Origin of the sequence: Roseateles albus (genome assembly GCF_028595345.1) — a bacterium.
GTDB classification, from domain to species: domain Bacteria; phylum Pseudomonadota; class Gammaproteobacteria; order Burkholderiales; family Burkholderiaceae_C; genus Paucibacter_A; species Paucibacter_A albus.
This window is the reverse complement of sequence record NZ_JAQQXT010000013.1, coordinates 44,321-58,773: the sequence shown is the minus strand read 5'-3', so window position 1 is coordinate 58,773 and position 14,453 is coordinate 44,321. Positions and strand designations below refer to the sequence as shown.

Sequence of the window (14,453 nt, the reverse complement as noted above, 5' to 3'; positions counted from 1 at the left end):
TTGGATTCAGGGCTTTTCAACTTGGCCGTCGCTTCGCGCATTGAATACGCCGCCGAGCAACTCGGGCAAGCGCTCTACGCCCATCCTGAACCCACAAGCCTGCGCATGCCCGCCGCCGCCCATGCTTTCGGCCAGCGCAATGCAGTCAAAGCTGCGCTGTGAGCGCAGGCCGCATTTCACCGCGCCGCCCTGCCCTGCACTCCACATGAGGGCAAAAGTGCCGGACTTGGCCGACAGCAAATCGCCTATGAGGCTGTGAAACATGCCCGGCGCATTGACCATCAAGCCGTCGATGCCATTGAAGCTCAGCGGCTGAGCGCCTTCGGCCAAGTCGGCACACAGCTTGCGGTATTTTTCGTCCATCGCCGCGCCGCGCGCCATAAAGGCATTGACCTGCTCTGGACTGAAAGCCGATATCTCCTGCCAGCGAGCAAACTCCTTGGTCTCCATGTCCAGCGCAGACAGGAAAGCGCCGCTCTCAGGATATTGCCAAGCCCAAATGTCGCGGTCTTCGACAAAGCGCACCAGGTCTGGCAAGGGCTGCTCGGGATGGAAGAACTCCCATGCCAAGCGTGCGCCGGACTTGCTCATGTCGAAATGCACCACACCGCAGCGGCAATTGAATCCCGAGAGCTTTTCGGCCGCGCTCTTGTGATGATCCAGCAGCACAAGCTTGGCGGCACCGCCGTCCTCGATAGCACTCAAAATTTCCGCCGGGAAGGAAAAGTCGAGCACATAGACCGCTCGGCCCGCGACCGGCGGCATATCCGCCAATGTTTGAACTTGGCCATGATCCAAGCCAATGAACTCGGCCTTGCCCTCGTAAAAAATCCAAGCTGCCAGCGCCGCCGCAAAGCCATCGGAGCAGCCTTTGCCGTGATAAAGAATCAAGGGCTGAGGGTCGCTCACAGATGGGGCAAACAAAACTGACAAAGGCAGGATAGTTTTCATATTCGGTTATGCGAGTTTGTGTTGACCTTGCACCGATTGGGCAAGAAAAAAGCCCCAGGTCTTCGATGACTTGGGGCCTTCTATGGCGTTTCGCCGCACCTTGGCGGCCTTTAAATTGGTGGAGCCGGGGGGAATTGAACCCCCGTCCGCAAGCCATCACCGGGCAGTTCTACATGCTTAGCCGTCTGATTTGAATCTCACGGTTGAATCGCGCAGTGGCACGCTATCCTTCCCGCCAGTCACTTAATCTTGCTCTGTACCTTGTAACCCGATGCAGAACCAGCCAATGTGAATGACTTCTCAGCCTTCAGTCTTGCGACTTAAGCCCGGCCCATTGGCCAACCGTTGAGAAGCTCACGCGCAATTAAGCGGCGAGTGCGAACGTAGAGTCGTTTGCAGTTACTTTGTTTCCAGTGGTTTTACGAGCGAACTGGTGCTCGGCATGCCCTACTCCGGATCCGCACCCACGTCGAAACCTGGTCGGCCCCAGAACTTTGCATTTTAGGCCAATCCGAGCAGTTTCAAGATGCCGACCGGAGAAGAAAGAACAATATCGGCATTCCACGACTCAATCGGCTTGCCATTGCCCAAATATCCCCAGCCGGCCGCCACCGTACCCATGCCGGCCGCGCGGCCGGCTTGGATGTCTCGCTCATCGTCGCCCACATAAACGCAGCGCTGCGGATCAACGCCGCCTCGCTTGGCCGCCTCAAGCAGCGGCGCCGGATGCGGCTTGGCATGCGCGGTGGTGTCGCCACCAATCACCGCAAAAGCGGCGCCGTGCAGACCCAGATGGCGAGTCAAAGGCAAGGCAAAACGCTCGGCCTTGTTGGTCACAATGCCCCAGGGCGTGCCGGCTTTTTTCAGCGCATCAAGAAGTTCCAACACCTGATCGAACAGCCGAGTTTCCTGCGAAATGCGGGCTTCATAACGATCCAGGAACTCGGTTTTGACTGCCTCAAAATCACTGTCAGCGGGTGTGATTTGCAGGGCCACGTCGAGCATGCCCCGCGCACCTGCGCCGACCATGGGCCGCAAGATCGCCAAGGGCAGCGCCTCCAGGCCACGACTCAAGCGCATTTCGTTGGCCGCGCCGGCAAGATCTGGCGCACTGTCAGCCAAGGTGCCGTCGAGATCAAACAAAAAAGCCTGAACAGCAGCTGGTGAATCTTGCCATTTCTGAGAAAAACCCAAGTTCATAGTGGCTTGCGGCATGCAAACAAGTAATTGACGCCGGTATCCGAGCCCAGGCTGTAGCGCTGAGTGAAGGGGTTATAGGTCAAGCCGCGACTGCATTGCAGTTCCAAACCAGCCTCTCGGCAAAACTGCGCCAACTCAGACGGGCGCAAGAAGCGTGCGTATTCATGCGTACCAGCAGGCAGCATTTTGAGCACGTACTCAGCACCCACAATTGCAAAAAGAAAGGACTTGACGTTGCGATTCAGGGTCGACAAAAACACCCAGCCGCCGGGCCGGACCAGGTCCGCACAAGCGCGCACGACAGACGCGGGATCAGGCACATGCTCCAGCATTTCCATGCAAGTCACGACATCGAAACTGGCCGGACGCTCAGCAGCCAGCGCTTCCACGGCAATTTCACGGTATTCAACCCCCTCGGTGCCGGCTTCCATCGCGTGCAACTGCGCAACTTTGAGCGCCTTGCTTGCCAGGTCAATGCCCAACACCTGCGCGTTGCGACGGGCCATCGAGTCGCTCAGAATTCCTCCGCCGCAGCCCACATCCAGCACTTGCTTGCCGCTCAAGGGGCTGAGGCTGCAAATCCAGTCCAGGCGAAGCGGATTGATTTGGTGGAGCGGCTTGAATTCGCTCTCGGTGTCCCACCATCGGTGGGCCAGGTCGCCAAATTTGGCGAGTTCTTGAGGGTCTGCATTGATCATCATGGCGCAATCGTAGCGGGTTGAATTCGACAGTTGGATGCCAGCTTTGACCCTAAAGCCACAAGCCGGTCTCCGCAACGAAAAAGCCCCGCATCAGCGGGGCTTTCAATTTCAGCAAACCAAGCGCCTAGGCGCTTGTTAACTGATTACTTGGTGTCGCGTGTGCCGACCACTTCGATCTCAACGCGACGGTTCTTGGCGCGGCCTTCTGCAGTCTTGTTGTCAGCAATAGGAGCCTTCTCGCCCTTGCCTTCGGTGTAGACGCGGTTCTTCTCGGCGCCCAAGCTCACCAAATAGGCCTTAACGGCTTCGGAGCGACGGACCGACAACTTCTGGTTGTACTCTTCAGTACCGATCCAGTCAGTGTGACCGACGGCGATGATGACTTCCAGGTTCAGAGCCTTGGTCTTGCCGTACAGGTCAGCCAAAACAGTCTTACCTTCTGGCTTCAACACATACTTGTCGAAGTCGAAGAATGCGTCAGCAGCGAAAGTCACCTTCTCGCTGGTTGGCTTTGGAGGCACAACCACTGGCTTAGGTGCAACAGGAGCAACCACGGGAGCAGGTGTTGGAGCAACTGGAGCAGCCTTGACAGCTGGCTTCAAAGCGCCGTCGCATTCCTGGAGTGCCGTAGCAGGCGTCCAGTTGCTGTCACGCCAGCACAGCTCGTTGGTACCGTTCTTGACAGCGGTGCCATCAGTAGCGCGCCAGTTATCAATGGTTTGCTGCGTGGTCTGCGCGAAGGCGCCGGACGCGGCAACCGCTGCGATAGCGAAAAGCGACGCCACTCGATTCAATTTCTTCATGATTCTCCTCTCAAGGAATGCCGCAGTTGCCCTGCGATTGCCTAGTACTGGAACAAAAAAACCTCGGAAACTCCCGCAGTACGGGTTTCTCCTAGGGACTCATCGATTGTGCCATAGGGCACCGATAACTTCGTATTGTGGCGGTGCTTGATGTGAAGGTAAGTGGCATTGTTGCGTCGCTGCGACAGCCGCAGGCCTTTAGAATGCCAGTTCCTGTCCCCAACGATGCAGGCCGCCCCCGCTGGGTGCGGGCCGAGCACAAAGCGCATGACCCAGTTCGCCAAGGAAACATTGCCCATCAGCCTCGAAGAGGAAATGCGGCGTTCATACCTCGATTACGCAATGAGCGTGATTGTTGGTCGTGCTCTACCCGATGCACGAGACGGCCTCAAGCCGGTGCACAGGCGCGTGCTCTTCGCGATGCACGTGCTCAATAATGATTGGAATCGCCCCTATAAAAAATCCGCCCGTATCGTCGGCGATGTGATTGGTAAATACCACCCGCATGGCGACACCGCGGTGTATGACACCATCGTACGGATGGCGCAAGATTTCTCCATGCGCCATATGTTGGTGGATGGCCAGGGTAATTTCGGCTCGGTCGACGGCGATAACGCCGCAGCGATGCGATATACCGAAATTCGTTTGGCGAAAATAGCCCACGAAATGCTGGCCGATATTGACAAAGAAACCGTCAATTTCGGACCAAACTATGACGGCTCGGAAAGCGAGCCTCTGGTGTTGCCGACAAGGCTGCCAAGTTTGCTGGTCAACGGCTCGACTGGTATTGCCGTCGGCATGGCGACCAATATTCCGCCGCACAATCTCAACGAGGTCATCGACGCCTGCTTGCATGCGCTGAAGAACCCGGATGTCACCATCGACGAGTTGATGGAAATCATCCCGGCGCCGGACTTCCCGACCGCCGGCATCATCTACGGCCTGTCGGGTGCCCGCGACGGCTACCGCACCGGCCGCGGCAAGGTGGTGATGCGCGCTAAGGTCCACTTCGAGGACATCGACAAGGGCTCGCGCCAATCGATCATCGTTGACGAGATCCCTTACCAGGTCAACAAGAAGACCTTGCTCGAGCGCATCGCCGAACTGGTGCACGAGAAGAAGATCGAAGGCATCAGCCACATCCAGGACGAGAGCGACAAGTCCGGCATGCGCGTGGTGATCGAGCTCAAGCGCGGCGAAGTGCCCGAAGTGGTGCTGAACAATCTGTACAAGCAGACGCAGCTGCAAGACACCTTCGGCATGAATATGGTCGCGCTGATCGATGGCCAGCCCAAGCTGTGCAATCTGAAAGAGCTGATCATCGTCTTCCTGGAGCATCGCCGTGAAGTGGTGACGCGCCGCACGATTTTCGAGCTGCGCAAGGCCCGCGACCGCGGCCATGTGCTGGAAGGCCTGGCCGTTGCGATGGCCAATATCGATGAGTTCATCGCCACCATCAAGGCCTCGCCGACGCCGCCTGTGGCCAAGGCCGCTTTAATGGCCAAGAGCTGGGATTCCTCGCTGGTGCGTGAGATGCTGGCACGCGCCGAGGGTGACACCGAAGGCGGCCGCAATGCCTACCGCCCGGAAGGTCTGCCGCCGGCCTATGGCCTGCAGAGCGATGGCCTGTACCGCCTGTCGGACGAGCAAGCCGGCGAAATTCTGCAGATGCGTCTGCAGCGCTTGACCGGCCTGGAGCAGGACAAGATCGTTGCCGAATACCGCGAAGTGATGGCGCAGATCGCCGATTTGCTCGATATCCTGGCCAAGCCTGCCCGCGTCACTGCCATCATCGTTGACGAACTGAGCCAAGTTCGCCTGGAGTTCGGCCAGACCAAGATCGGTGCGCGCCGCAGCTCGATCGAACACAACCCGCAAGAACTCGGCACCGAGGACTTGATCACGCCGACCGATATGGTGGTGACGCTCTCACACACCGGCTATATCAAGAGCCAGGCCTTGAGCGAATACCGGGCCCAAAAGCGCGGCGGACGCGGCAAGCAAGCGACGCAGACCAAGGACGACGACTGGGTCGACCAGCTCTTCATCGCCAACACGCATGACTGGCTGCTGTGCTTCAGCAACCGCGGCCGCGTTTACTGGCTGAAGGTCTGGGAAGTGCCGCAGGGCTCGCGCGCATCGCGCGGCAAGCCTATCGTCAATATGTTCCCGCTGCAGCAAGACGAGAAGATCACCGTCGTGTTGCCGCTGACTGGCGAATTCCGCGTCTTCCCTGAAGGCCATTTCATCTTCATGGCCACGGCTTTGGGCACGGTCAAGAAGACGCCGCTGGAAGACTTCGCCAACCCACGCAAGTCCGGCATCATCTCGATTGCGCTGGACGAAGGCGACCACCTGATTGGCGCCGCGCTGACCGACGGCAAGCATGATGTGATGCTGTTCAGCGACGGCGGCAAGGCGGTGCGCTTTGACGAAGACGATGTGCGCTCGCTGGGCCGCACGGCGCGCGGTGTGCGCGGCATGATGCTCGAGCCCGAGCAGCGCTTGATCGCGATGCTGGTGGCCGAAGACGACGGCACGCAGTCGGTGCTGACCGCCACCGAAAACGGCTTTGGCAAGCGCACCAACATCCTGGAGTACACCCGCCACGGCCGCGGCACCAAGGGCATGATCGCGATCCAGCAGACCGAGCGCAATGGCCGCGTCGTGGCTGCGACGCTGGTGCGTCCGGATGACGAAATCATGCTGATCACCGACCGTGGTGTGCTGGTGCGCACCCGGGTCTCGGAAATCCGTGAACTCGGTCGCGCTACCCAAGGCGTCACCCTGATTGCACTGGACGACGGCTCTAAACTGTCGGGCCTGCAACGCATCGTCGAAAACGATGCGAATGAAGGCAACACTCTCGACACCGAAACCACTGACGGCGCCTCCACCGAAAACGGTGACGCCTCTGACGACGCTAACAAGGAATAAGCTTGAACAAGTCCATGAAGATTTTGGCCACAGCGGCCCTCGCAGTTTGTGTTAACGCCGGTTTCGCACAGGCTGCCACGCCCGCCGCCACGCCTGCTGCTGCCGCGCCGTCGGCCGCCAAGAAGGAACTGATTGCCAAGCTGATTCAGCTGCAGCAACCCGGCGTCGAGAACATTGCCCGCATGCTGATTCAGCAGCCAGTCGGTCAATTGATGCAAGGTGCAGGTCAGGCCTTGCAAACGCAAGTGCCCGCCGAGAAGCGCGAAGCCACCGCCAAAGCGATTGAAGCCGAAGTGCGCAAGTTCGTCGATGAGGCCGTGCCCATGGTGAAGGACAAGGGCGCCAAGATGTCGGCCGGCGTGTGGGCGCCGATGCTGGACGAAAAGTTCAGCGAAGACGAACTCAAGCAAATCATTGTTTGGTTAGAGTCCTCAGCCAGCAAAAAGTACCAGCAAATCGGTGCCGAGATGCAAAACGCATTGGGTCAAAAGCTGATGGCCGAGGTCGGCCCTGGCCTGGACACCAAGTTCAAAGCCTTGCAGCAGAGCATCGCCAAACAACTGGGCGTGGCACCCAAGCCCGCCACACCGGCCGCCCCGCCCGCCAAAAAGTAATTTCTTCCTCGCCCTTAGCCCTGCTCTTGCCCCCGCCCTGAAAAGATGAGCCTTCGCCCCTTCAATTTTTCCGCCGGCCCCGCCGCCTTGCCTGAAGAGGTGCTGAGACAAGTGGCCGGGGAGATGTTGGATTGGCAGGGCTCAGGCATGAGCGTAATGGAGATGAGCCACCGCGGTGCGGAGTTCACCTCGATTGCCACAGCGGCGGAGGCCGATCTGCGCGAGCTGCTGCAGGTGCCGGCCAATTTCCGCATCCTGTTCATGCAGGGCGGCGGCTTGGCCGAGAACGCGATCGTGCCGATGAACCTATCCAAGGGCGGCAAGGTCGACTTTGTGGTCAGCGGTTCCTGGTCAAAGAAAAGCGCCGAAGAAGCAAAGCGTTATGCCGATGCCGCGGTGGCGGCCAGCAGTAGTGATAGCAAGTTCACCACCCTGCCCGCCCTAAGCACCTGGCAATTGCGCCGTGATGCGGCCTACGTCCACCTCTGCTCCAACGAAACGATTGACGGCGTCGAGTTTCACGAATTGCCCGATCTGAAGGCGCTGGGCTGCGACGCGCCCTTGGTAATCGACTGCTCATCGCATCAACTTTCGCGCAGCATTGATTGGTCGCGGGTGGGCTTGGCCTTCGGCGGCGCGCAAAAGAATATCGGCCCAGCCGGCCTGACCCTCGTCTTTGTGCGCGAAGACCTGCTCGGTCATGCGATGTCGATTTGCCCCTCGGCCTTTGATTTCAAGGTCGTGGCCGAGGCCAAGTCCATGTACAACACGCCGCCGACCTTTGGCATCTATGTCGCCGGCCTGGTGTTCCAGTGGCTCAAGCGCTTCAGCTACGCCGGCAAAACCGGTGTGGCCGCCATTGAGCAACGCAATATCGACAAGGCGCAGTTGCTGTACGCAGCGCTGGACGCATCTGCAATGTTTGAAAACCGTGTAGCGGTGGATTGCCGCTCACGCATGAATATCCCGTTCTACCTGAGCGGCAAGTTCAATACCGAGACACTCACTCAAGCCTTCCTGACCGGAGCGAAAGAGCGACAACTGCTGCAACTCAAGGGCCACAAGTCCGTGGGCGGCATGCGTGCATCGATCTATAACGCCATGCCACTCGAAGGCGTGCAAGCGCTGGTGGCGTATTTGAAGGACTTTGAGGCTCAATATGGCTGAAGTACCGGCTGAACAATCAGCTGCAACGACGGGCGTGCAAACGGCCAACAACACGGCAGCGCCCGAACTGCTGGCACTGCGTCAGCAAATCGATTCGCTCGACGCACAACTGCTGACCCTGCTGAACGAACGCGCCCATGTGGCCGAGCAGGTCGGCGAGATCAAGCGCCGCGAAGGCTCCCCCTTCTTCCGCCCCGACCGCGTGGCGCAGGTGATCGAGAAGATCAAAACTGCCAATACCGGCCCCTTGAAGGCCGAGCATGTCAGTGCAATTTGGCGCGAAATCATGTCGGCTTGTCTGGCGCTGGAAAGCCCACAGCGCGTCGCCGTGCTCGGCCCCTTGGGCACGTTTTGCGAACAGGCCGCGATTGAGTATTTCGGCGGCGCGGCAGACCTGATTTATTGCAATAGCTTTGATGAGGTCTTCCACGCCACCGCCTCGGGCAGCGCGCAGTACGGTGTGGTCGGTGTCGAGAACATGACCGAGGGGGTGGTGACGCGCTCGCTGGACTTGTTCCTGCACACCCCCACCCATGTGGTCGGCGAGGTCAGCCTGTTGATCCGCCACAACCTGATGCGGCAGGACAACTCGCAAGACGGCATCGAGGCCGTGCTGGCCCACCCGCAAGCGCTAGCGCAATGCCAGAACTGGCTGGCCAAGCATCTGCCCAATGCCGAGCGACGAGCGGTATCCAGCAATGCCGAAGGCGCAAGGCTGGCGGCCACCAACCCGGCCTGGGCCGCGATCGCCAGCGAGCGTGCCTCGACAATTTTTGGTCTGCACATCGTTGCCCATGCGGTGCAGGATGAAGCCTATAACCGCACGCGCTTTGCCGTGATCTGCTTGCCGCAGACCATGGCCACACCGCCAGCGTCGGCGCATGATTGCACCAGCCTGATCGTCTCGGTGCCGAACCGGCCCGGCGCGATGCATGACCTCTTGGTGCCGCTGAAGACCCACGGCGTGTCGATGACGCGGCTGGAGTCACGCCCGGCCCGTACCGGCCAGTGGGACTACTACTTCTACATCGATCTGGATGGTCACCCTTCGCAGCCCAATGTGGCCGCGGCCTTGGCCGAGTTGCGCGAGCTGAGTGCCTTTTTCAAGGTGATTGGCTCCTACCCCGTGAAAGCATAAGGCAAGTGGCCGCAATGTTTTTTAATCAACTCGGCGTGATCGGCTGCGGCCTGATGGGCGGCTCCTTCGCCTTGGCGCTGAAAAAAGCTGGCCTGGTCAAGCGCGTGGTCGGCTATAGCAAGTCGCCGTCGACCACCGAGATGGCCAAACGCCTGGGCGTCATCGATGTGGCGGCCGAATCGGCGCTGCTGGCCGTATCGGGCTCGGACATCGTACTGATTGCTGTGCCGGTATCGGCGACCGAGGCGACGCTGAAGGCGATCCGCCATATGGTGAATCCGAACGTGCTGGTGATGGACGTCGGCTCGACCAAGGGCGACGTCGTCAGCGCCGCCAAACGCGCCTTGGGCAAGCAGATCGATGCCTTTGTGCCGGCCCACCCGATCACCGGCAAAGAGTCGGGCGGCGTCCAAAACGCCGATGCCGGGCTGTACAACGACTGCCAAGTCATCCTGACGCCTCTGCCACAGACCAACGCTGACCTGGTGCAACGCGCCACCGATGTCTGGTCGGCGCTGGGTGCACGAGTACTCAAGATGACACCGGAAAACCATGACGCAGCCTTCGCTGCCGTCAGCCATTTGCCGCATTTGCTCGCCTTTGCCTATTTCCAATCGGTCGCAGCGCAACCGGCGGGTCGCGACTATCTGAGCCTGGCCGGCCCGGGTTTTCGCGACTTCACGCGGATCGCCGCCAGTGAGCCGGCGGTATGGCGCGACATCCTGATGGCCAACAAGGCCGAGGTCTTGATTCAGTCGCAACGATTCCGCCAGGCACTTGACGCGATCGAAGCGCTGCTGAAGGATGACGACGCCACCGGCCTGGAAGCCCGTATCCGCCTGATCTCGGAAGCGCGCGCGCAATGGGCCTTGCCTGCTCCGCGGCAGCCCAAATAGGGCGCGCTCGGCTGTTCTGCGGCCTCTCCAACTTTTCTCGATAGCCATGTTCAAAATTCCATTCCTCGACCTGCCGCCACTGCGAAGTGCCGGCGGCACCGTGCGCTTGCCCGGCTCCAAGAGCATCTCCAACCGGGTGCTGTTACTGGCCGGTTTGTCCGAGGGCGTGACCGAAGTGCACGACCTGCTCGACTCCGATGACACCGCCGTCATGCTGGACTCGCTCAAAGCGCTGGGCTGCCGACTCGAAACCTCCGACCACGGCGTGCTGCAAGTCACCGGCATCGGCGGGCAATTGAAGGTCGATGCGGCGCAGCTCTTCCTTGGCAATGCCGGCACGGCGATGCGCCCGCTGACCGCTGCGCTAGCCCTGCTGGCCGCCACCCAAGGCGGTGAGTTCGAACTCAGCGGCGTCGCCCGCATGCATGAGCGGCCGATTGGCGACCTGGTGGACGCCCTGCGTTTGCTCGGCTGCAAAATTGACTGCCTGGGTCAGGAAGGCTATCCGCCCTTGAAGCTCACAGGCCCGTCCAAGCTGAACCTGGCCCAGCCGGTCAAGGTGCGCGGCGATGTCTCCAGCCAGTTCCTGACCGCCCTGCTCTTGGCCCTGCCCTTGGTCGCCACCGAGCAAGACGTGGTCATCGAGGTCGTCGGTGAGCTGATCTCCAAGCCTTATATCCACATCACGCTGGAGCTGCTGAAACGTTTCGGCATACAAGTGCAGCGAGAAGATTGGCAGCGTTTCACCATCCCCGCCGGCAGCCGCTACCGCTCGCCGGGCGCGGTGCATGTCGAGGGCGACGCCTCCTCGGCCTCCTACTTCGTGGCGCTGGGCGCATTGGCCGCCACAGAAGCACCGCTGCGCATCGAGGGCGTCGGCAGCGCCTCGCTGCAAGGCGATGTGCGCTTCATCGAGGCAGCACAAGCGATGGGCGCGCGCGTCGAAGCCGGGCCGAACTGGCTGGAAGTAAGGCGTGGTGCTTGGCCCTTGCATGGCATCAGCCTGGACTGCAATCACATCCCCGACGCGGCAATGACGCTTGCCGTGATGGCGCTGTATGCCGACGGCCCGACCACCTTGACGAATATCGCCAGCTGGCGGGTCAAGGAAACCGACCGCATTGCCGCCATGGCCGCCGAGCTGCGCAAGCTCGGCGCCACGGTCGAAGAAGGCCAGGATTGGCTGCGCGTACATCCGCTGCTGAGTTGGAGTGCCGCCAGCATCCACACCTATGACGACCATCGCATTGCCATGTGCTTTTCGCTGGCGGCTTTCAACGGATTGGCTGCAGGCAAAACAAGCCCGGCCGTGCCGGTGCGGATTCTTGAGCCGCATTGCGTGGCCAAGACTTTTCCTGACTATTTCGAAACCCTGTTCGAGGTCAGCAAGGCGCGCAGCAAAGACATTCCCGTCATTTGCATAGACGGCCCTACCGCGTCCGGCAAGGGCACGCTGGCCGACGAGGTGGCGCATGCCTTGGGCTATGTGGTGCTGGACTCCGGCATGCTTTACCGCGCCAGCGGCCTGGCCGCACAGCGCGCCGGCGTCGATCTGGACGACGGCCAAGCGGTCGCGGCCATCGCCGCCCGGCTGGACCTGCATTTCCGCAAGGGCCGCGTGACGCTAGGCGAGGTCGACATCACCGAGGCGCTGCGCCTGGAAACCACCGGCCTCTTGGCCTCCAAGGTTGCCACCCACACCGAAGTGCGCCACGCTCTGAACCAGTTGCAGCTCGACTACCGTCGCCTGCCCGGTCTGGTTGCCGACGGCCGCGATATGGGCACGGCGGTGTTCCCGGACGCCGGACTGAAGGTTTTTCTCACGGCTTCGGCCGAAACAAGGGCCCAGCGGCGCTATAAGCAATTGATTTCCAAGGGGATTTCGGCTAGTATCGCGGGCTTGCGTCAAGATTTGGAGGCGCGTGACTTGCAGGACAAATCCCGCAAGGCCTCGCCACTTGCTCCTGCCGCAGATGCGCTGGCGCTCGACAACTCGGCCCTGTCCATTGAGGAATCAAAGGATTTGGTGCTGGCTTGGTGGGCCAAAGCGGGGCCTTTTTCGGATCAGCGTTGATTCGGGCGAGGCTCAATAAAACCCGCCGACTTCGGCTTTTGAGCCTGGTGCAAAGCCAAGGTTCGCTGCAGTCGGCGATATCCACAACCTAACCCGTCCGGCGGTCAAACGTCAGACACCCACAGTCGGACCGTCAAACGCCTTGGCCGCGCCGACACAGGAAACACCATGACAAAAATCAAAAACCTCGCCGAAGTTACTTCGTTCGAAGCTGGCTCCTTTGGCGCCATGTTCGAAGAGTCGCTGCAGCGTTCCGACCTGCGCGCCGGTGAAGTGATCTCCGCCGAAGTGGTCCGTATCGAGCACAGCTTTGTGGTCGTCAATGCCGGCCTGAAGTCCGAAGCCTACGTGCCAATCGAAGAATTCAAGAACGACCAGGGCGAACTGGAAGTTCAAATCGGTGACTTCGTTTCCGTCGCCATCGACGCAATCGAAAACGGCTACGGCGACACCATCCTGTCGCGCGACAAGGCCAAGCGTTTGGCTTCGTGGCTGTCGTTGGAAGTTGCTCTGGAATCGGGCGACTTCGTCACCGGTACCGTGTCGGGCAAGGTCAAGGGCGGCCTGACCGTTCTGGTCAACGGCATCCGCGCCTTCCTGCCAGGCTCCCTGCTGGACACACGTCCGGTCAAGGACATGAGCCCGTACGAAGGCAAGACCATGGAGTTCAAGGTCATCAAGCTGGACCGCAAGCGCAACAACGTCGTGTTGTCACGCCGCGCTGTGGTCGAAGCTTCGATGGGCGAAGAGCGCGCCAAGCTGCTGGAAACTTTGGCCGAAGGCGCCATCGTTCAGGGCGTGGTCAAGAACATCACCGAATACGGTGCGTTCGTGGACCTGGGCGGTATCGACGGCCTGCTGCACATCACCGACATGGCATGGCGTCGTGTGCGTCACCCATCGGAAGTGGTCACAGTTGGTCAGGAACTGACCGCCAAGATCCTGAAGTTCGACGCCGAGAAGAACCGCGTTTCGCTGGGTCTGAAGCAGTTGGGCGACGATCCATGGTTCGGTGTCGCACGTCGCTACCCGACCAGCACCCGCCTGTTCGGCAAGATCACCAACATCGCTGACTACGGCGCATTCGTTGAAATCGAGCCGGGCATCGAAGGTCTGGTGCACGTCTCCGAAATGGACTGGACGAACAAGAACATTGCTCCTTCGAAGCTGGTCACCCTGGGTGATGAAGTCGAAGTCATGGTCCTGGAAATCGACGAAGACAAGCGTCGCATCTCCCTGGGCATGAAGCAGTGCAAGGCCAATCCTTGGGAAGATTTCGCTGAAACCGTCAAGCGCGGCGACCGCGTCAAGGGCCCCGTCAAGTCGATCACCGACTTCGGCGTGTTCGTTGGCCTGGCTCAAGGCATCGACGGTCTGGTGCACCTGTCCGACCTGTCCTGGAACGAGACTGGCGAAGCTGCTGTGCGCAACTTCAAGAAGGGCCAAGAAGTCGAAGCCCTGGTCTTGGCCGTTGACGTCGAGCGCGAGCGCATCTCCCTGGGCATCAAGCAGTTGGACAGCGACCCATTCACCTCCTACACCACGGTCAATGACCGCGGCATGGTCGTGACTGGCAAGGTCAAGACGGTTGACGCACGTGGCGCCGAGATCGAGTTGGCCGACGAAGTGCTGGGTTATCTGCGCGCTTCGGAAATCTCCCGCGACCGCGTGGAAGATGCCCGCACCATGCTGAAGGAAGGCGACGAAGTCTCGACGCTGATCGTCAGCATCGACCGCAAGACTCGCAACATCCAGTTGTCCATCAAGGCCAAGGACAACGCCGACAATCAAGAAGCTATGCAGCGTCTGTCGGCCACAGCCGAGCGTGAAAACGCCGGCACCACCAGCCTGGGCGCTTTGCTGCGCGCCAAGCTGGACAACCAAGGCTAAATCGAAACTCTTTGGCGCGACCTCTTTGGTCGGGCCAAGTTTCGAATCAAGTCAAGAAGGCCCGCCTCCGCAAGGAGTGCGG

11 protein-coding genes and 1 other RNA gene are annotated in these 14,453 nt (G+C 60.3%); 7 read left to right on the top strand and 5 right to left on the bottom strand.

Translation table 11 applies throughout. From position 1 onward, the window contains the following. Positions 1-6: 6 nt before the first annotated feature. From PRZ03_RS18720 to ompA, 5 genes are all read right to left on the bottom strand, one after another. A complete protein-coding gene (locus PRZ03_RS18720; RefSeq protein WP_273601790.1) occupies positions 7-951 on the bottom strand; it encodes a DHH family phosphoesterase in 945 nt (314 codons plus the stop codon). 116 nt (positions 952-1,067) lie between these two features. After that, positions 1,068-1,439, bottom strand: a transfer-messenger RNA (tmRNA) gene (gene ssrA, locus PRZ03_RS18715). A gap of 13 nt (positions 1,440-1,452) precedes the next feature. Then, positions 1,453-2,166, bottom strand: a complete 714-nt coding sequence (gene gph, locus PRZ03_RS18710; protein ID WP_273601789.1) for a phosphoglycolate phosphatase — start codon at positions 2,164-2,166, stop codon at positions 1,453-1,455. Further along, positions 2,148-2,852, bottom strand: coding sequence for a bifunctional 2-polyprenyl-6-hydroxyphenol methylase/3-demethylubiquinol 3-O-methyltransferase UbiG (ubiG, locus tag PRZ03_RS18705; protein ID WP_263532181.1), 705 nt, complete (start codon positions 2,850-2,852; stop codon positions 2,148-2,150). Before ubiG ends, gph begins: the two co-directional genes overlap by 19 nt. A 143-nt stretch (positions 2,853-2,995) precedes the next feature. Continuing rightward, positions 2,996-3,655 carry an outer membrane protein OmpA gene (ompA, locus tag PRZ03_RS18700; RefSeq protein WP_273601788.1) on the bottom strand — a complete coding sequence of 220 codons (660 nt, stop codon included), beginning with the start codon at positions 3,653-3,655 and terminating at the stop codon, positions 2,996-2,998. A gap of 267 nt (positions 3,656-3,922) precedes the next feature. On the opposite strand from ompA, the gene gyrA reads away from it, so the two are divergent. From gyrA to rpsA, 7 genes are all read left to right on the top strand, one after another. Continuing rightward, positions 3,923-6,592, top strand: a complete 2,670-nt coding sequence (gene gyrA / locus PRZ03_RS18695) for a DNA gyrase subunit A (protein ID WP_273601787.1) — start codon at positions 3,923-3,925, stop codon at positions 6,590-6,592. A gap of 2 nt (positions 6,593-6,594) precedes the next feature. Then, on the top strand, positions 6,595-7,206 hold the full coding sequence (locus tag PRZ03_RS18690) for a DUF2059 domain-containing protein (protein WP_273601786.1): 612 nt from the start codon (positions 6,595-6,597) through the stop codon (positions 7,204-7,206). A gap of 45 nt (positions 7,207-7,251) precedes the next feature. Beyond that, on the top strand, positions 7,252-8,373 hold the full coding sequence (gene serC / locus PRZ03_RS18685; RefSeq protein WP_273601785.1) for a 3-phosphoserine/phosphohydroxythreonine transaminase: 1,122 nt from the start codon (positions 7,252-7,254) through the stop codon (positions 8,371-8,373). Further along, positions 8,366-9,511: a prephenate dehydratase gene (gene pheA / locus PRZ03_RS18680; RefSeq protein WP_273601784.1), complete on the top strand. Its 1,146-nt coding sequence runs from the start codon at positions 8,366-8,368 to the stop codon at positions 9,509-9,511. The genes serC and pheA overlap by 8 nt, the downstream gene beginning before the upstream one ends. Positions 9,512-9,525: 14 nt before the next feature. Next, entirely contained in the window at positions 9,526-10,407 is an 882-nt protein-coding gene (locus tag PRZ03_RS18675; RefSeq protein ID WP_263532175.1) for a prephenate dehydrogenase, read from the top strand. A 46-nt stretch (positions 10,408-10,453) separates the two neighbouring features. Further along, on the top strand, positions 10,454-12,481 hold the full coding sequence (locus PRZ03_RS18670) for a bifunctional 3-phosphoshikimate 1-carboxyvinyltransferase/cytidylate kinase (protein WP_273601783.1): 2,028 nt from the start codon (positions 10,454-10,456) through the stop codon (positions 12,479-12,481). Between the two features lie 168 nt (positions 12,482-12,649). Beyond that, positions 12,650-14,371 carry a 30S ribosomal protein S1 gene (gene rpsA / locus PRZ03_RS18665; protein WP_263532173.1) on the top strand — a complete coding sequence of 574 codons (1,722 nt, stop codon included), beginning with the start codon at positions 12,650-12,652 and terminating at the stop codon, positions 14,369-14,371. Positions 14,372-14,453: the final 82 nt, after the last annotated feature.